16 protein-coding genes are annotated in these 18,279 nt (G+C 72.1%); 9 read left to right on the top strand and 7 right to left on the bottom strand.

Annotation, left to right across the window (positions count from 1 at the left end):
- Positions 1–158: 158 nt before the first annotated feature.
- The gene (locus NP777_RS23905; RefSeq protein WP_256652232.1) at positions 159–794 is read right to left on the bottom strand and encodes an HAD family acid phosphatase; all 636 of its coding nucleotides are present in this window, start codon (positions 792–794) and stop codon (positions 159–161) included.
- 271 nt (positions 795–1,065) lie between these two features.
- On the opposite strand from NP777_RS23905, the gene NP777_RS23900 reads away from it, so the two are divergent.
- From NP777_RS23900 to NP777_RS23890, 3 genes are all read left to right on the top strand, one after another.
- Entirely contained in the window at positions 1,066–1,386 is a 321-nt protein-coding gene (locus tag NP777_RS23900; RefSeq protein ID WP_256652231.1) for a hypothetical protein, read from the top strand.
- Positions 1,383–2,183: a DUF427 domain-containing protein gene (locus NP777_RS23895; protein WP_256652230.1), complete on the top strand. Its 801-nt coding sequence runs from the start codon at positions 1,383–1,385 to the stop codon at positions 2,181–2,183. The genes NP777_RS23900 and NP777_RS23895 overlap by 4 nt, the downstream gene beginning before the upstream one ends.
- A gap of 139 nt (positions 2,184–2,322) precedes the next feature.
- On the top strand, positions 2,323–3,294 hold the full coding sequence (locus NP777_RS23890; protein ID WP_256652229.1) for an arabinan endo-1,5-alpha-L-arabinosidase: 972 nt from the start codon (positions 2,323–2,325) through the stop codon (positions 3,292–3,294).
- Between the two features lie 55 nt (positions 3,295–3,349).
- Here the strand turns inward: NP777_RS23890 and NP777_RS23885 are convergent, their stop codons facing one another.
- Both NP777_RS23885 and NP777_RS23880 read right to left on the bottom strand, forming a co-directional pair.
- A complete protein-coding gene (locus NP777_RS23885; protein WP_256652228.1) occupies positions 3,350–4,921 on the bottom strand; it encodes an AbgT family transporter in 1,572 nt (523 codons plus the stop codon).
- The gene (locus NP777_RS23880; protein ID WP_256652227.1) at positions 4,921–6,219 is read right to left on the bottom strand and encodes a metal-dependent hydrolase family protein; all 1,299 of its coding nucleotides are present in this window, start codon (positions 6,217–6,219) and stop codon (positions 4,921–4,923) included. The genes NP777_RS23885 and NP777_RS23880 overlap by 1 nt, the downstream gene beginning before the upstream one ends.
- Before the next feature lie 124 nt (positions 6,220–6,343).
- Here NP777_RS23880 and NP777_RS23875 point away from each other — a divergent pair, with 124 nt between their 5' ends.
- From NP777_RS23875 to NP777_RS23865, 3 genes are all read left to right on the top strand, one after another.
- Positions 6,344–7,405 (top strand): Lrp/AsnC family transcriptional regulator, encoded by a 1,062-nt coding sequence (locus tag NP777_RS23875; RefSeq protein WP_256652226.1) that lies wholly within the window; start codon positions 6,344–6,346, stop codon positions 7,403–7,405.
- Between the two features lie 135 nt (positions 7,406–7,540).
- Positions 7,541–8,812, top strand: coding sequence for an O-antigen ligase family protein (locus NP777_RS23870; RefSeq protein ID WP_256652225.1), 1,272 nt, complete (start codon positions 7,541–7,543; stop codon positions 8,810–8,812).
- Positions 8,813–9,035: 223 nt separating this feature from the next.
- Positions 9,036–9,836, top strand: a complete 801-nt coding sequence (locus tag NP777_RS23865; RefSeq protein WP_256652224.1) for an alpha/beta fold hydrolase — start codon at positions 9,036–9,038, stop codon at positions 9,834–9,836.
- On the opposite strand, the gene NP777_RS23860 is transcribed toward NP777_RS23865, so the two are convergent.
- From NP777_RS23860 to NP777_RS23850, 3 genes are read right to left on the bottom strand one after another with little or no spacing between them, the layout of a single operon-like run.
- Positions 9,805–11,322, bottom strand: coding sequence for an AMP-binding protein (locus tag NP777_RS23860; RefSeq protein WP_256652223.1), 1,518 nt, complete (start codon positions 11,320–11,322; stop codon positions 9,805–9,807). The two genes, NP777_RS23865 and NP777_RS23860, sit on opposite strands and share 32 nt — an antisense overlap.
- On the bottom strand, positions 11,319–13,619 hold the full coding sequence (locus NP777_RS23855; RefSeq protein ID WP_256652222.1) for a CaiB/BaiF CoA-transferase family protein: 2,301 nt from the start codon (positions 13,617–13,619) through the stop codon (positions 11,319–11,321). Before NP777_RS23855 ends, NP777_RS23860 begins: the two co-directional genes overlap by 4 nt.
- An 18-nt stretch (positions 13,620–13,637) precedes the next feature.
- Positions 13,638–14,507: an alpha/beta fold hydrolase gene (locus tag NP777_RS23850; protein WP_256652221.1), complete on the bottom strand. Its 870-nt coding sequence runs from the start codon at positions 14,505–14,507 to the stop codon at positions 13,638–13,640.
- A 192-nt stretch (positions 14,508–14,699) separates the two neighbouring features.
- Between NP777_RS23850 and NP777_RS23845 the strand changes: the two genes are divergently transcribed.
- Complete coding sequence (locus NP777_RS23845) at positions 14,700–15,176, top strand: FAS1-like dehydratase domain-containing protein (RefSeq protein WP_256652220.1); 477 nt, start codon at positions 14,700–14,702, stop codon at positions 15,174–15,176.
- Positions 15,173–15,571, top strand: coding sequence for an acyl dehydratase (locus NP777_RS23840; protein WP_256652219.1), 399 nt, complete (start codon positions 15,173–15,175; stop codon positions 15,569–15,571). The genes NP777_RS23845 and NP777_RS23840 overlap by 4 nt, the downstream gene beginning before the upstream one ends.
- 74 nt (positions 15,572–15,645) lie before the next feature.
- Here the strand turns inward: NP777_RS23840 and NP777_RS23835 are convergent, their stop codons facing one another.
- The gene (locus NP777_RS23835; protein ID WP_256652218.1) at positions 15,646–16,599 is read right to left on the bottom strand and encodes a quinone oxidoreductase family protein; all 954 of its coding nucleotides are present in this window, start codon (positions 16,597–16,599) and stop codon (positions 15,646–15,648) included.
- Positions 16,600–16,952: 353 nt separating this feature from the next.
- Between NP777_RS23835 and NP777_RS23830 the strand changes: the two genes are divergently transcribed.
- A complete protein-coding gene (locus NP777_RS23830) occupies positions 16,953–18,212 on the top strand; it encodes an aromatic ring-hydroxylating oxygenase subunit alpha (RefSeq protein ID WP_256652217.1) in 1,260 nt (419 codons plus the stop codon).
- Positions 18,213–18,279: the final 67 nt, after the last annotated feature.

Here is an 18,279-nt window from a genome sequence, read left to right as displayed (position 1 = left end):
AATGGGGGAAACCTCATTGCAAGGTGCGGATTCACGCCCCTCATCAGGCGACGGGGAAGCCGCATCCGGAACGCCACCCGGGGGGCCGGTGGCAGGGCCATGGGCCGACGAGTTCCGGCGGCTCCCTCCGGGCAGCCGCCGGAACTCATTATTCCGATTCAGGACAACTGGCCGTCGTAGTCAGGCAGTTTGAACGTGCGCTCGGCGTGCCCGCCAACAAGATCACTTTCATTGTTCCCGATGTTGGCGATGATGGTGTAGCCGAGGGACTCGATCTCCGCCCGCTTCGCCGTCTTGTACTCGGCCGGATCACCGAGGATGTCGCCCAGTGACCGCTGGTACAGGCCGGTGATGGGGTAGCCGACGTGCACCAGGTTGCCCCGGGTCACCTGGTCGAGGAGGTCCGGGCGCGCGGTGATGAAGAAGATGCCCACTCCGCGCTCGCTCGCGTAGCGGGTGAGCTCCAGGACCCGCTCGACGGCGGGGGTCGGCGGGAACCACTGGAAGTAGGTCTCCAGCGAGGTGTTGTCGATGTCGAGGACGATCGCCTGCTTCTGTCCCCCGCCGTTCTGGATGCGCTGCTGGATGTAGGGAAGGGCCTGGTCGATCACCTTGTCGACATCGCTCTTCCACGTCTGGTAGTCGACGGCCGCGGCGGCGCTGGGGGCCCCGACCGCCGTGGTACGCGCCCGGTCCGTGCCGAGGGCCTGGGCGTCCACCGTGCCCGCCAGCCCCAGCAGAGCCGCCGTGGCGACAACCGCTCCTGCCCGCGCCCTCCGTAAGCCCGCTCTCATGGTTGCTTCCTCCATTGCGTCAGCCGTGGCCGGCGGCCACGATTCGGCTCGAAGCTAAGGCCGCCACCGACGCTTCGGCGAGCCCCTGGCCACAACCGGAGCGAGGCGCTCTGACCGCACAGGGGAGCCACGGACGCAACCGCGCGCTTCGCGCCGGACCGGCCGAAATCATGGCAAGTAGCTGCCACCGGGCATGAGCCGCGGAGGTGGGATTAGAGTAGAAAATGTCATCGCGCGGTTGTCCGTCAAGGTTGATGAACGGATCGATGCCATGGCCAGAACGACCAAGACAACCCCTCCCACCAGCGCATCCTCCCGGGCGCCGGCTCCGGCCAGGAAGCGGCCGCGCGGCCCCCGCGCCGCGGCCGAGGTCGTGTCCGCGCACCATTCGGTGACCGTCCAGTTCGATGGGCGGCGGGTGGAGCTGCCGTCGCGGGAGCAGCTCTGCTTCCTCGCCGGGCTCGGCGTCATCGCCGCCGCCGGGATCATCGAATGGCCGGTGGCGGCCGCCATAGCGGTCGGGCACGGGCTGGCCCACAGCCAGCACGGGAAGGCGCTGCGCGAGTTCGGAGAGGCCCTGGAAGAGGCATGACGGAACACACCCCGGACTACCCCGCGATGATCGTTCCGGTCGGACATGTGGAACCCGTGCCGCGCCGCATCCGTGGCTTCGTGGCCGGACGTCCCGTCTTCGACACCGTGCGGGCGCGCTATGTGTGGCTCTGGCCCGGCTATCCGCAGTACTGCGTGCCCCGCGACGACATCGTCGAGGGCGCGCTCGTCGACGAGGGGCGGGACCTGGCGCTGAAGGTCGGCGGAGCGCGCCGCCAGACCCTCCGGGTGGGCTCGGTCGGCCGCCCGGGTGCGGCCTGGGAGTGGGGCGAGGACGCGCCCTCCGGCATCGTGGGCCATGTCACCTTCCGGTGGGAGGCCGTCGACGCCTGGTTCGAGGAGGACGAGCAGGTGTTCGTCCACCCCAGGAGCCCGTACACCCGCGTCGACGCGCTCCGGTCGGGCCGCGCGGTGCGCGTCGAGCTGGACGGCGCCGTGCTCGCCGACGCCCCCAGCTCGGTGATGGTGGTGGAGACGGGGCTCCCGACGCGCTACTACCTGGACCGGGTGTATCTGGACTGGACGCGCATGGAGCCCACCGAGACCGTCACCAGCTGCCCGTACAAGGGCATGACGAGCGGCTACTGGTCCGTCCGGACCGACACCGCCACCCACCCGGACCTCGCGTGGGCCTACGACTTCCCGACCCGCCAGGTGTCCCCCATCGCGGGGCTGATCGCCTTCTACAACGAGAAGGTCGACCTCTACCTGGACGGCCGGCCACTCCCCCGGCCCGCCCCGGTCTCCAGGGCGAACTGGGAGAAGGAACACCGATAGGCGGTAACACCTCCTCGCCCGGAAGGGCCCCGGGCCTCGGCCCGGGGCCCAGGTGCGCGCCCCACGGCTAGGATTGACGCTCCGTCAGTTCAGCCCGCAGAACGCGCACCCACACCAGGCCCACGAGAGGAGAACCGCCATGCGAGCGCACCGCGGCACCAGATGGCTCACGCTGCCCACCGCACTCCTGCTCGCCCTGCTCCCCACCAGCGTCTCCGCGTACCCCAACCCCGGCCGGGTGACGGGCGACACCGTCGTCCACGACCCGTCGATGATCCGCGCCACCGACGGCACCTATCTGCTCTACTCCACCCACGGCGGTCTGGAGGCCCGCACCTCCACCGACCGGATCGCCTTCAGCCGCTCGGGCAGCGCCTTCCCCACCCCGCCCTCCTGGTGGCGGACGTACTCCGCCGAGAACGACCCCTGGGCGCCGGACATCTCGTACCAGGGTGGCGGCTATCTGATGTACTACGCCGTCTCGTCCTTCGGCTCCAGCAACTCCGCCATCGGCCTCGCCACCTCCTCCAGTGGCAGGGCCGGGACCTGGACCGACCGCGGCATCGTGCACTCCACCACCGGCGGCGGCGACTACAACGCCATCGACCCCAACCTCTTCGTCGACAGCGACGGAAAGTGGTGGCTGTCCTTCGGCTCATGGTGGTCGGGGCTGAAGATGATCCGCCTGGACCCCGCCACCGGCAAGCAGTACGCGGGCGACAGAACCGTCTACGCCATCGCCTCCCGGCCCACCGGCACCAAGGCGATCGAGGGCCCGTCGGTCGTCAAGCGCAACGGCTACTACTACCTGTTCGCGTCGTACGACACCTGCTGCGCGGGCACCGGCTCCACGTACAAGATCAAGGTCGGCCGCGCCACCAGCCCCACCGGTCCGTACTACGACAAGAACGGGGTGAACATGATGAACAACGGCGGCACCCCGGTCCTCGAATCCCACGGCCGCTACATCGGCCCCGGCGGGCAGTCGGTGATGAGCGACGTCGACGGCGATCTGCTCGTCTACCACTACTACGACGGCCAGGACAACGGCACCCCGAAGCTGGGCGTCAACCTGCTGAGCTGGTCCGGCGGCTGGCCGACCGCGTACTGACCGCCCCCTCGGCGGAGTCCCGAGCACATGGTGGTCACCATGTGCTCGGGAAGGGTCATTTGACGCCGATGTGCGCTCCGGGGCCGAGCGGCAGGTCCAGGCCGTAGAAGATGCCGAGGATCGCCAGCCACACCACCAGGAACGGCACCACGAAGATGGCGAGCCGGGAGATGAGGGTTCCCAGGCGGGCCTCCGGTTCGTATTCCCGGACCATGGCCAGGACCAGGAGGAGATACGGGTTCATCGGGGTGATGGCGCCGGTCGCCGAGTCGCCGATGCGGAAGGCCGCCTGGCTGAGCGCCGGGCTCATGTCCATGAGCATGAAGGCCGGGATGAAGACGGGGCCGACCAGGGACCACAGGGCGGATCCGGAGAGGATCACCAGATTGAGGCAGGAGGCCAGCAGGACGAACGCGATGATCGCCCAGAAGCCGGTCACGCCGATGGAGTTGAACAGCGCGGCCGCCTTCACCGCGAGCAGCACCCCGAGGTTGGACCAGGTGAAGACCGCGATGACCTGGGCGGCGAAGAACATCATCACGATGTAGCCGGACATGTTCTTCACCGAGTCGGTCATGGCGGTGACCACGTCCTCGGTGCCGGTGAGCTGCTTGACCGTGAAGCCGTAGGCGAGCCCGGCGAGCAGAAACGCGCCGAAGAGCACCGGGACGACACCGGTCAGCACCGGCGAGGGCACGAAGGCGCCGCCCTCCCCGCGCAGCGGGGCGCCCGGCGGCAGCCACAGCGCGAGGACCGCCGCCAGATACAGACCGACGACCGCGCAGGTGACCGCGAGCCCCTTGCGCTGCACCGGGGTGAGCGTCAGGTCCTCCCCCGGGTCCTCGCCGTCCGCCGCCTGGTAGGTGCCCAGGCGTGGTTCGAGGACACGGCTGATGAGGAATCCGCCGAGCAGCCCCAGGACGACACTGCTGGCGGCGGTGAAGAAGTAGTTGATGAGCACATGGATATGGAGGCCCTCGGCGGCCGGGAGCACCGAGGCCGCCTGCTGGGTGATGCCCACGTACAGCGCGTCCAGCGAGCCGATGGTGAATCCCGCGGCGTAGCCCGCGGTGACACAGGCGAATCCGCCGATGAGGCCCGCGACGGGATGGCGTCCGGCGCTCTTGAACACCAGGGCCGCCAGCGGCGGCAACACGATGGCGCCGACGTCACTCATCATGTGTGCCTGGCTGGCGACGATCGCCACCGCGTACGGCAGCACGGCACGCGGCACCCGGGCCAGCGTGGCCCGCATCGCGGTCTCCAGCAGACCGGTCTTCTCCGCGAGCCCGACCACCATCATCAGCACCAGCACGGCGCCGATCGGCGGGAAGGTGGCGAAGTTGGGGATCAGGTTCTCCAGCAGCCAGCGCAGCCCCTCACCGGTGAGCAGCCCGCCGATGGACTTGGTGTCATCGGTGCCGGGGACGGTGACGGAGACACCGGCGAGGGCGAGGACGGTGGAGACGACGGCCAGCAGTGCGAAGAGCCCGGCGAACAGGACGATGGGGTTGGGCAGGGCGTTTCCGGCGCGTTCGATGACGGAGAGGACACGGTCGAGTCCGCCACGCCGCTCCTTGTCCGGCGAGGTCCCTCCGGGGGCGGGGAGCCCGGTCACCGCGGGCATCAGGGCCGCACTCCGGCTGGCGTGGCCGACGGCAGGAGGCCCTTGGTGTCCTTGCGGACGTGTCCGTCCTGCACGACGCACACCACGTTGGCGGGATCGCCGAGCACACCGATGTCCGCGAGCGGATCGCCCTCGCAGACGACGAGGTCGGCGACGCGGCCGGGGGCCAGCGTACCCAGCCGGTCGGCGACGCCGAGGAGTTCGGCGGCGGTCCGGGTGCCGGCCACGATGGCGTCCATGGGGTCCATGCCCAGGTCCACGAGGTAGGAGAGTTCCATCAGGTTCCGTCCGTGCGGGCAGACGGCGGCGTCGGTGCCGAGCGCGATCCTCGCGCCCTGCTCGATGGCGCGGGAGATGTTCTCCTTGGTGATGCCGGACCAGCGCACCTTCTTCTCGTAGTGATAGGGCTCCATCGTGGCCTTGTCGATGCCCGCGTAGACGGTGGAGAGGGTCGGGACGACGAACACGCCACGCTCCCCCGCCATCTCCAGGGCCCGGTCGTCCAGGCCGTAGCCGTGCTCGATGCTGGTGACCCCGCCGCGGATGGCGTTGAGGATGCCCGCGTTGCCCTGGGCGTGGGCGGCCACCGGCTTGCCGCCGTGGCGCCGGCACTCGTCGACCACGGCGCGGATCTCCTCCTCCAGGAGCCCCTCGTCGTCCGGCTGGTCGTAGGGGCTGCCCATGCCACCGGTGGCGCAGATCTTGACCAGGTCGGCCCCCGCGCGCAGCACCTTGCGCACGGCCAGCCGCGCCTCGTCCTCGGTGTCGGCGAGCTCGGACATCTCACCGCCGCTGAGGTCGGTGCCGTCGGGCAGGCGCACATCGGCGTGGCCACCGGTGTGGCTGATGATCCGTACGGCGGTGTGCAGCCGGGGACCCTCGATCCGCCCGGACTCGACGGCGGTCCGGTACCCGGTGGCCAGGCCGCCCAGGTCGCGGGCGGTGGTGATGCCCGCGTCGAGGGTCTGCCGCATGCGGGTGGCGGTGTCGAAGGTGACCAGGACCGGGTCGAGTTCACCGCGGCGGCCGGGCGGGCTGGCATGGGCGTAGGCGAGGTGGGTGTGACAGTCGAAGAAACCCGGCAGCACGGTGCGGCCGCCCGCGTCGATGACACGGCCGGTGAAGGCGTCGCCGGAGGCCGGGGCGGTCGCCGCCGGGCCCGCGTAGCTGATGGTTCCTTCGGCGTCGGCGATGACGACGGCGTCCGCGATCGGGGCCGCCCCGGTACCGTCGATCAACGTGGCGTTCTCCACGCGCAGAGCGGTCCTGGTGATCTCGGACGTGGTGGGTTCCGTCATGAGCTCGATCTCACTCCTCGTTGAGGGAACTGGTGGGGAGGAGTGTCGATCCATCGCGTGTTTCGGGTGTTATCATGCAGCATTCCATCGAGATTCACATGCGATACGCAGAAAAGCGCCGCCCATGCACACGCAGGATTTCGCCGCGCATGACCTGGACGATCTGGATCGCGGCCTCATACACGCACTGCAGATCCACCCCAGGGCCCCATGGACTCTCGTCGGTGACGTTCTCGGGGTGAACCCGGTGACGGCCGCGCGCCGCTGGCACCGGCTCCAGGAGGCGGGGCTGGCCTGGGTGACCGCCTACCCCCAGCTGTCGGACTCCCGGATCGTGGTGACCGGCATCGTCGAGGTGGACGCCGAGCCCGGGGTCGGCGAGGACGTGGCCGAGGCCCTGGCGGCCGAGCCCTCGGTGGCGAACGTCAAGCTCACGGCCGGAAGCCGGGATCTGGTGATCGCGCTGCAGGCTTCCGACCTGGGTGAGCTCTCCCAGCTCACCACCGTCCTCTTCCGCGGCGCGCCGGGGGTACGGGCGACACGAACCCATGTGGCCACGGCCCTGCCCTCCGAGGGCAGCCGGTGGCGGTTGCGCGCCCTGGACGCCGCGCAGTGCGCCCGGCTCGAGGAGGCGCTCCCGCCGGTCGAGCCGCTCCCCCCGGGGGCGACCGGCTGGGACCCCCTGGACATCCGGCTCCTGGAACTGCTGAGTGCGGACGGCCGGATGGCGATCAGCGATCTGGCGGAGCACGCCGACGCGCCGCTGACCACGGTCCGCCGAAGGCTGCGGTCGCTGCTCGGCTCACGGGTGTGTCTGCGCTGCGACCTGGCCCGGCCGCTGTCCGGATGGCCGCTGTCCGCGGTGTACTTCGCGTCCGTACCGGCCGAGCGCCTGGAGGAGACCAGCCGGGCGCTGGCCGGGGTGCGGGAGGTGCGGTCGTGTGCGATCACGGCGGGCCCGCACAACCTCGTGATCGACGTCTGGCTGCGCGCGTCCGGCGATGTGCACGCCTTCGAGGCCCATCTGTCGAGGCGGCTGCCGCGGCTGACCATCGAGGACCGCTCGGTGGTGCTGCGCACCGTCAAGCACATGGGACGGCTGCTGGACCGCGACGGCCACAGCGTGGGCATCGTCCCGCTGCGTCCCTTCGCCGCCCCCGCCGCCGGGAGCGCCACCGCCACCTGATGCGCGGGCACCCGGTCCCGCGTCGCGGCCACTTCGTCCGAACCGGCCGGCGCGGCGCACCGGACGTGAAGGCGGTGTCCACTGTTCGTGTGGGTGCCATCTGCCGGTACCCGCCGCCGGACACGCTGGGGCGCCATGGCACCTGTGCGCGCGACAGTCCAAGCCGTTCCGCTGGTGGCTACGGCCATCGTCATGCTCGACGCGGCCACCGACTTCTTCCCGGACGCCCCGCTGGTCGGCGTCATCACACCGGTGCGCCTCGCCGTGCTGGCGGGGCTGGTCGCGACGGTGGTGACGGCCCCGCGACTCGCCACGTTCCGCACCCGGCTCGACCTCGCCATCGCGCTGCTCCTGCTCAGTGCCGTCGCCACCACCTACGTCGGCGGACACCCCGACGCGCCGCTGCGTGCCCTGATGACCGCTCTCGCCACCTTCTATCTGCTGGTCGGGGTGCGGCGGTCGCAGCCCGAATCATGGCGGGCGGTGGCGCTGCTCGCGCTGGTCTGCGTGGCGGCCGCGGCCACTTCGGCGTTCGCCCAGGTGACCAATGAGGTGCCGACCGGCTTCTGCCGCACCGGACTCTTCAGCGATGTCGACTGCGACAGCGGCGGGGCCGGTGCGATGATCCGCGCCACGGGCACCTTCGCCAACCCCAATCTGCTCGCCGCGTTCCTGGTGCTGCTCACCCCGATCGCCCTGCTGACGGCGGTGACGGTCGCCGAGCGCACGGCCCGGGTCGCCGTCGTGACCGTGGGCCTCCTCGCGTATGGCGCGGTGCTGACCACCTTCTCCCGGGCGGGGTGTGTCGCGGCCGCGGCGGGTCTGCTGGTGCTCGGTGGCGCGTACTGGCTCGCCCCGCGCCTCGGCCGGTGGGGGGTGCGGACGCTGACGGCCGTGGGGCTGGCCGGGCTGGCGGCGGTGACGGTGGCGCTGTGGGTGGTGTCGCGGGCCGGTGACGCGCTCGGGGTCCGGGGCCAGGCGTGGAAGGCGGCCGTGGATCTGGCCGTGGACAATCCGCTCGGGGTCGGTCTCGGGCGGGCCGGCGACGCCGTCTCCGCCGCCGTGCCCGGCGGCAGGACGTTCGTCCACGCGCACAACATGTGGCTGAACTGGCTGGCCGAGACGGGCGTGGCCGGGCTGCTCGGCATCCTGCTGGTGACCGTGATCGCCATCGCCTCGGCGGTCCGCGCCGCCCGGGAGAAGTCGGTGGCCGGTGTCGTCGGGCTAGCCGCCCTGACCGGGTTCTTCCTCGCGGCCACGGTGGACCACCCGGCCAACCTGGACCGGATCGCCATGCTCTTCTGGCTGGTCCTCGGCCTCGTCATGGCCGAGGTCCCGGGCGGGTGGCGGGAGTCCGGTACCCTCGCGCGGGCCACCGGCCGGTCGGGGCGCCGGGCGCGGCGCTAAGGGGTCCTTGCACTATGCCCGCCCGGGTCGCGAGGCCTGGCACCGCACCTCGCCGCGTTGCCGAGCGGACTTCGCCCGACCCGCTGAGCGAGCCGCCTTCGTCCCCTGCGGACGCCGTGGTCGCCCGGGGTCCGGACAGCGGACCGTTCGCCTGGTCCCGCCCGCTCGGCGGCGACGAGAGTGGGGAGGCGGTTTCGCGTCAACCGGAAGGTGGGGCACAGCGATGGCGGACACGGTGCGGCGGGGCTATGCGCCCAGCCCCTTCGGGCAGTTGCACTACGCGGAGTGCGGGTCCGGTGAGGCGGTGCTGCTGCTGCACCAGACGCCGCGGTCCTGGACCGAGTACGCCGATGTGCTGCCCCTCGTGGGCCGGGCGCACCGGGCGATCGCCATGGACACCGTGGGGTTCGGCGCCTCGGCCAAGCCCGAGGGGCCGCATTCGATCGAGCGGTTCGCCGACGGGGTGGAGGCGCTGGCCGACGCGCTCGGGCTGGACGCGTTCCACCTGGTGGGCCATCACACGGGCGGTGTGGTGGCCGTGGAGGCGGCCGCCCGGCTGGGCGACCGCGTCGGCAGTCTGCTGCTCTCGGCCACGGCCTTCGTGGACGAGGCCAAGCGCGCGGCGGCTCCCGCGCGCCCGCCGGTCGACCACGTCGACCCCAAGCCGGACGGCTCGCATCTGGTGGAGGTGTGGAACCGGCGCCGTGGCTTCTACCGGGCGGGCGAGGAGGCCGCGCTGCACCGCTATGTGATCGACGCGCTGACCGTGCTGGACCGGGTGGAGGAGGGGCACGAGGCGGTGTACCGGTACCGGATGGAGGACCGGCTGGCGCACATCACCGCCCCCGTACTCGCCGTGTGCGCGCCGGAGGACCACTACTCGCTGCCCGCGCTGGAGAGGTTCGCGGCGGCGCTCGGCTGCGAGACCGCGGTCCTGTCCGGCGGCCATGTACCGGCGCCCGAGCAGTTGCCCGGGGAGTTCGCCGATGTCGTCACCGCGTGGGTGGACCGGCACCGGCGGTGACCCGGTCCCACGTCGTCTCCGTGACGCCCCGCCGCCGCAGCACCGCCTTGCGCACCTTGCCGGTCTCGGTGAGCGGGAGTTCGCGCAGGACGTCCACATAGCGGGGGACGGCGAACGGGGGCAGTTCGCGCTCGCAGTGGCGGATCACATCGGCCAGGTCGAGCGGGCCGCCCGCGCGGGGCACCACCGCGACCATCACCTCGTCCTCCGCCAGTTCGGACGGCACGGGGAAGACGGCCGCGTCGGCAACCTCGGGATGGCCCCGGACGACCGTCTCGACCTCGCACGAGGAGATGTTCTCGCCACGGCGGCGGATCACGTCCTTGATGCGGTCCACGAACCGGAACCAGCCGTCGGGTTCGCGGACCACCCGGTCCCCCGTATGCCGCCACGCGTCCACCGGCTCCGCCGGCTCGCCCAGGTAGCCGGTGGCGAACGCGTACGGCCGGTGGCTGCGCACGACCAGCTCACCCGGGGTGCCGTCGGGGACGGGCGTGAGCAGTTCGTCCACCACGCGGGCGTCGAAACCCTCGCGCAGGGTGCCCATATAGCCGGGCCGCTGCTCCTCGGGGGTCGTGCCGATGACCAGGTTGGTCTCCGTGGAGCCGAATCCGTCGACCAGGGTGACGCCGAACCGCTCACGGAACGGCCCCCAGGTGTGGGCCGGTGTCGCCGGGGAGAGTCCGCGCACGGCCCGGTGCGCCCGGTCGTGCGGGCCCGGGGGCTGGGCCAGCAGCATCGGCACCATGGCGCCCAGCAGATAGACCACGGTCGCCCCGGCCTCGGCCGCCTCGGTCCAGTACCGGGAGGCCGAGAAGCGCGCGGCGAGGCTGATCGACGCCCCCACGGTCATCGCCTGTGCCAGCGCGTTCAGCGCGTTGGTGTGGAACAGCGGGAGGCAGGTGTGGAGGACGTCGTCCGCGGTGAGGTGCAGCGCGTCGGAGACATTGCGCCCCCACCAGACGAACTGGGCGTGGGGGCAGCGCACCCCGCGTGAGGTGCCGGTGGTCCCGGAGGTGAACAGGACGCACGCGGTGTCCTCCGGGCGGACGGGGGCGGCCGGGAACGCCGGGCCGCCGCCCGGCCGGGGTGTGCCGTCCGCGCCCGCGCGCCACAGCGTCCCCCGGTACCCGGCCGCCCGCACGCGCTCGGCCGTCTCGTCCTCCGCGAGCAGATGGGCGGGGCGGGCCTGGTCCAGAACGTGTCGCAGCCCGCCGCCGCGCAGCCCGGTGTTCAGGGGAACCACCTCGGCGCCGAGCCAGGCGGCGCCGAGGAACAGATCCACGAGTTCGATCCGGTTGCCCGCCATCGCCGCGATGCGCTCGCCCGGGCGGCAGCCCTGGACCGCGAGGGCCCCCGCCATGGTGGCGGCGGCCTCCCGCGTCTCGCGATAGGTGCGGACCGTGGTCCCGATCCGCAGGAAGGGTCGGTCCCCGTGGTCCCGGGCCGCGGCCTGGAGCAGCCCGGGAATCGTCAGCGAGGTCACCGCAGCACCTCACGTTCCCGCAGTGCGCGGATCCGCTCCGGTGACAGGCCCGCGACCTCGCGCAGGACATCGTCGGTGTCGGCGCCGAGCACGGGTGCCGCCTTGCGGATGCCACCGGGTGTGCGGGCGAGCCGGATGGGCGGCCCCTCGTGCAGGAAGGCCCCGGCCACCGGGTGTTCCGCGCGGACGTAGAAGCCCCTGGCCCGCAGCTGCGGATCGTGCTCCACGAGGTCGCGGCCGTCCCGCACCGGACCCGCGGGTATGCCGTGCTCCTGGAGGAGTTCGGCGGCGGCGTCGGCCGGGAGGGGCCTGGCCCAGGTGGCGAGGGCGTCGTCGACCAGTCCGGTGTGGTGTGCGCGGTCGGCCGCCGTGCGGGTGCGTTCGTCGGTGGCGAGGTCGGGGCGCCCGATCAGCCCGCACATCGCCGCCCATTCGGTGTCGTCGCGGACGCTGACGGCCAGCCAGCGGTCGGCACCGAGGCAGCGGTACACGCCCTGCGGGCTCCACCGCGGATCGGTGTTCCCGGCGGGCTCGGTGGGGTGCAGCAGACTGGTGCCCATGTGGGAGGCGATCGCCTCGAGCTGGGACAGGTCGATGTGCTGTCCGCGCCCGGTCTCCTCCCGGTGCTCCAGGGCGGCGACGGTGGCGAGCGCGGCCTGCAGCCCCGCGACGATGTCGCCGTGGCCGTAGATCACCCCGACCACGTCGTCCGGGCCCCATCCGGTGAGGCCGGTGAGCCCCGAACTGGCGGACACGGTGTCCGCGTACGACACCCAGCCGCTGCGCGGGCCGGTGTGCCCCATGCCGGACATGCTGATGTACACCAGCCGGGGGTTGATCTCGCGCAGGGTGTCGTAGCCGAGGCCGAGTTTGGTCATGACGGTGGCGCTGAAGTTCTCCACCAGGACGTCGCAGGAGGCGATGAGGTCGCGCAGTACGGCGACGCCGTCCTCGGTGCGGGTGTCGAGGGCCAGGCTGCGCTTGTTGCGGTTGACCTCGTTGAAGTAGCCGTTGGTGTTCGGATCGGTGTGCGGGCCGCGCGAGAGGTGCATGAAGGGCGCGAACCGGGTGGGGTCGGGACGGCCCAGGGACTCGACCTTGATGACATCGGCGCCGTGGTCGGCGAGCACCTTGGTGCAGTACGGCCCGGCGAGCACCCAGGTCAGATCCAGGACGCGGACGCCGTGCAGGGCGGGCCGCGCGGGTTCCGCGAAGGTCGCGGACACCCGCGGGGCCGGGCGGTGCTCGTGCAGCAGCCGCTGGTCCGCGCCCCGTTCCGGGACGTCCAGCTCCTTGGTCCGGTGGCCTTCGGGGAACGCGAAGGGGAAGCCCAGATCGGTGCGGTCCCCGGCGCGGAGGAAGAAGTCACGGGCGGCGAGCTGCGGGTTGCCGGGCAGTTCGTGCGGCTGGTCGACCGCCGCCCACGGCAGCTTCCTGGACTGGGCGAGCTCGGCGAACTCGGCCTTCGGCCACCGGCCCGCGAACTCCTGCACCACCGCGAAGACATGCTCCTGGTGCTTCTTGCGCTCCACCGGGTCCTGCCAGCGCGGCTCGGCGAGGTCGGCCTCGGCGCCCTCCTCCCGCAGCCAGGCCAGCAGCGCGTCCCACATCCGGGGGCTGCCGCCGAGGCCACCGCCGAGATGGCCGTCGGCGGCCCGGAACAGCCCGTGCGGCACCAGCGGATGCACCCGGCCGGGGCGCGCGGGCACCCGGTCCTCGTGCAGATAGGCGAGGGCGCCCGCCTCCAGGGCGGCGGCCGCGCACGCCTGGGCGGACACGTCGGCGAGCTGGCCCGGCCCCGTGCGCCTGGCCCGCAGCCCGAGCAGCGCGGCGATCGCGGCGTGCACCCCGGCGAGCTGCTCCGCCTGGTTCGCCGGCAGCCGCAGGGGCGGCCCGTCCGGGTCGCCGACCTGCGCGAGCATGCCGCCGAGCGCGGCGACCACCAGATCGGTGCCCTGCCAGTGGCCGCGGGGGCCCACGGTCCCGAACGGGGTGACGCGGACGTGGACGAGGTGGCCGAGTCCCGCTACGGCCTCCGGCGCGCCGTCCGGTGTCCCGTCGAGGAGGACGTCGGCCCCCGCCACCAGGCGCCGCAGCTCCTCCGGGGACGCGGGGGTCACGGACCGCTTGCCGGCGTGCCAGTGGACGAAGGCGTCGCCGTTCAGTTCACGCCGTGTCGGATCGCCCTCCTCGGGCTCGACCAGGACGACCTCGTGTCCGAGGCCGACCAGGAGCCGGCCCGCGAACCGGGTGAAGGGGCTGGGCAGTTCGACGACGCGTACGGCCGGGTTGCTCACATCTCCTCCGCGGGATGCTCAGTCGTGCTGCTGGTTCAGGAAGCCGGTGACCGCGGTGTAGTAGGCGTGCGGCCGCTCCTCCTGGGGGTGGTGGGAGGTGTGGTGCATGATGTGCAGATTGCCCTTGGGGACCATGCGGGCGAGCATCAGCGGATAGTCCGGGGTGAGGAACGCGTCGTACATGCCCCAGAGGAAGAGGGTGGGCGCCTGGATGGCACCGAGCTCCGCGGTGAGGTCCTGCCAGTCGCCGCGCGGGTTGTCGGAGGCTCCGGCGAGGGCGGTCTCCTCCGGGTCCAGACTCTGCTCGTGGCGCAGGGTGACGGTGCCGTCGGGGATGGCGTCGGGGTCGTACCACTCCAGGCGGGCGATCAGCTGCCGCATCTTCTCCCAGGAGGGTCCGGTGCCGCCGTAGTACACATCGCGGGCGTTGCGGCCGCGCCGGCCGCCCTCCGGGAGCGGGGCCAGCGGGCCGTGGAACACGGGCATGCTGCCGGTGATGGTCAGCGACCGGGCCCGCTCGGGGTACTTCGCGGCCAGGTTCAGCGCGATGGTCCCGCCCCACGAGTTGCACACGAAGTCGGCGCGCTCGATGCCCAGGGTGTCGAGCAGGGCGACCGTCTTGGCGGCGTGGTAGTCCCACATCGGGCCTTCGATGACGGGCTTCGCGGACTTGCCGTACTGGAGGATGTCCACGAGGTAGCAGTGGCGGTCCTCGGCGAACAGCGGTGCCACCTGCCCGAAGTCGGACCAGCCCGTGCACCCGGGGCCGCCGCCGTGCAGGAAGACCGTCGGCCTGCCCGTCGTGCCCAGTTCGACGTAGTGGTACGTGACGCCGTCCGCTTCCGCGTAGGCGCCCTCCGGCGGCTTCTGAATGGTCATGAGGTCCATGTCCCGATGGTGTGCGGCCGGTGATCTCCGCCCAAGCGGACCGGTCCGCTGAGCGGGCCGGTCCCGTGGTGAGGGCCTCGGGGCGGTGGCTAGCCTCCCGGCTCATCGAGTCTCCGATGAGCCGAGTCCCGATGATTCGTGGGCCCGATGATCCGTGGGCCCCGATGATTCGTGTCCGCAGAGAGGCAGCACATGTCCGCATGGGAAGTGGCCGAGGAACGGGCCAGGGCGGTGATCGGCCGCCCGGAACACCGGGACCTGGGAGTCGTACGGGCCGAGGACGCGGCGGAGTTCGCACGCGCGGCCGGGGAGACGAGCCCGCGGCTGACCGACCCCGACGACCCCGGATTCACCGTCCATCCGCTGTACGTGGTGAGTCTGCTGCGGGGCGCGGGCGGCGCCGGTCGGGGCGAGTTCCGGCCGGACGGGATGTACCGCGACGAGGTCCCCGGCACCGACGGCCTGGACGTACGGCTGATGGCGGGTGGCCAGGAGGTCCGGTTCACCGGCGAGGTGCGGGCGGGCGACCGGATCGCGGTCCGCCGGGTCCTCACGGACGTCGAACGCAAGGGCAGCGGTGCCCAGTTCCTGCTGCTGACCGTCGAGAAGACGTACACGGCGGAGCGGGGCACGCTCGCCCGGGTGCGGGAGAGGTTCATCGTCCGATGAGGGTGCGCACGGGACAGCCCGTACCGCCGGTGGAGTTCACCCCGGACGCCGTCGCGCTGCTGCGGTTCGGGTCGGTCACCCGCAACGCCCACCGCATCCACTACGACACCGGGTTCGCGGGGTCCGAGGGGCTGGACGGCCCGGTCGTCATGGCGCAGTTGCACGGCTGTCTGATGCACCGCGCCGCCATGTCGTTCGCGGGTCCGGGCGGACGGGTCCTGGAGGTCGAATGGCAGAACCGCGCACCGGCCCTGGCCGGGGAGCGGCTCGTGGTGAGCGGCACGGTCGGCGCCGTCGATCCGGCGACGGGGCGGGTCACCCTGGATCTGGTCGAGCACGGTGGGCGGGGCGATGTGGTGTGCTGCCGGGGCCGGGCCGTGGTCCGGATGGGGTGAGCGGCCGTCATCCTGATGGGGTGAGCGGCCGTGGCCCTGATGGGGTGAGCGGGCCCGCCCCGGCGCGGGGCCGCTCAGCCGAGGTCGAGGACCACCTTGCCCACCGCCTCCCCGGACCGCAGGCGCGCCACGGCCTCCGCCAGACCGTCGATGCGATGGCGCTCGACGGGCAGGGTCAGCTCACCGGAGGTGAGGTCGTCGAGCAGCCGCCTGGTGTCGGCGGCCACTTCCTTCCCCCGGGTCATCAGGTTCACGGGCAGCAGCGACACATCGGCGAGCAGGAAGTCGGCCAGGTCCACGGTGAACTCACGGCCCGCGGTGTAACCGACGAGGGCCACCCGGCCGCGCGGGCGCACCAGCGGCAGGGAGTCGCGCAGGACCGGCCCGCCCACGGTGTCCACGACGACGTCCACCGGGCCGCCGATCGCGTCGGCGGACAGATCGGCGGCGAGCAGCGCCTTGGCGGGGGCCGGGACGTGCGGCAGTTTGGCGGGGCGGCCCACCACACCGATCACCTCGGCACCGGCCCGGACCGCGATCTGCACGGTGAGGGCTCCGACCGCGCCGGCCGCCCCGGTCACCAGGACCCGCTCCCCGGGCTGGACGTCCGCCACGGCGTGCACCGAGGCCCACGCCGTGCCCGCGGGGGAGAAGAAGCTGCAGGCCAGAGCGGGGTCCGTGCCCTCGGGCACGGCCTCCACCGCGGCGTCCGGGACCAGTGCGTGGTCGCCCCAGGTGCCGTCGCGGCGCAGTCCGAGCGCCTTGCCGCTGAGGCGGACGAGGCTCCCCTCGGGGTGGGCGTCGGAGGCGAGGACGATTCCGCTGCCCGCGGTTCCGGGCACCGCGGGCAGGTCGGGGAGGATGCCGAACTTGCCGTCGATGACGTTCAGGTCGAGGTGGCTGACGGCGGCCGCCTTCATCCGCACCAGGGTGTGGCCGGGGCGTGGCTCGGGCACCGGCCGCTCGACGAGCCGCGGCAGGGTGCCGAACTCCTCCAGCACCAGGGACTGTGACGTCGGGTGGCTCACGTTTTCGCTCCGTATCCACGGGCTCACGGCCCTGTTCGGTGAGGGGGCGGACCCGGCGCACGCTAGACCGCGCCGCCCGGTCCGCGCACCGGGCGGGGTCCGCTCAGCGGGACGCGCCGCCGCGGCCGCCGTACGGATGTCCGCCGCCCGGACATCCGGCGCCGTCCGGACGCCCGTGTCCGGTCGCCCGCTCCGGACGCCCGCCGTCCGGCCACCCGCCGTCCAGCCGCCCGCCGTCCAGCCGCGCGCCGGGGCGAGGGGCGGTCTGCTCAGCGGACCGGATCCCTTGGGTGGATCCGCGCCGGGCCGGATGCTCGGGTCCACCGAACACCGGCAGCAGGAGGACACGCACGATGACGGTCGAGGACTCTCCCGACACGGCCACCCCCGTCCGGAGCCGCCGCAGAAAACCGGCCGAACCCGGCCGCCAGGACTGGTCGTCCTGGCCCCACTACGACGGTGCGGCCGCGGGCTTCCGGGGCTACTGGTACCCGGTCACCTGGTCCAGCCAGATCACCGGCAAGCCGCTGCCGTTCACCATCTGTGGCGAGCGGATCGCGCTGATCCGCGACAACGGCACCGCGTACGCCCTGCACAACCGTTGCCCGCACCGCGGTGTGCCGCTGTCGGAGGGCAACCAGCAGTTTCCGGGCACGGTCAGCTGCCCGTACCACGGCTGGACCTTCGACCTGCCCACCGGGCGGCTGGCCGCGGTCATCACCGACGGCCCCGGGTGCCGGCTGACCGGGAAGCTGGGCGTGCGCACCTATCCGGTCGAGGAGCGCCTCGGCATGGTGTGGGTGTACATCCCGATCGCCGACGAGGAGCCGCATCCGATCGACTCCCAGCTTCCGGAGGAGCTGGTCGGCAACGCGTTCGTGATGGGCGGCCGGATCGAGCCGCGCGGTGGCAACTGGCGGTTCGCCTGCGAGAACGGCTTCGACGAGGGCCACGCCAAGTATCTGCACCGCACGGCCCTGTGGCGGCTGTTCAAGCCCATGCCGACCTGGAACATCACCCGGATCGTGCCGCGTGGCCGCTGGATCTTCCGGGTGCAGGACGAGGTCCACTGGGACGCCGAGTTCCCCGGCGTGGGCCGCTGGACCAACAAGCGGTGGTGGAAGATGCAGCCGCCGAAGGAGACCTTCAACATCGGCAACACCGGCAAGGCCGACCAAATCGACCCGACGATCGAGGCCCAGGAATTCCCCGGTTTCGCCTCCCTGTCGATGCCGGGCGTGCTGCGCATCGCCTACCCCAAGTTCATCCACTACGAGTTCTACGTCCCGGTGGACGAAGGCAATCACCGCTATGTCGGGGTGATGGTCAACTTCACCGAGGGCTGGGACACCGTGCGCTTCTACGCCAAGTACCTGGGGGCGATCCGCTGGCTGTTCCACGGCCAGTTCTCCGGTCAGGACGCGTGGATGGTCGATGTCACCGACGCGCCGCCGGAGAAGCTCTACCGGCCCGACATCTCGCTCACCGCCTGGCGGAACCTCAGCGAGGAGGAGTACGGGAAGAAGCTGGCCGCGGTCGACGGCGCATCCACATCCACATCCGCACCCGCACCCGCACCCGCACCCGCACCCGCACCCGAGAAGAAGGCATGACATGTTCCGTACCCTGTTCACCCTGTTGCTGGGCGCGGCGATCGCCGTCGGGATCCCGCTGGCCACG

The sequence above is a fragment of the Streptomyces rugosispiralis genome (genome assembly GCF_024505145.1).
Classification (GTDB): Bacteria; Actinomycetota; Actinomycetes; order Streptomycetales; family Streptomycetaceae; genus Streptomyces; species Streptomyces rugosispiralis.
Note: the sequence above shows the minus strand (reverse complement) of the source record. Positions and strands in the feature narration are given on the sequence as shown.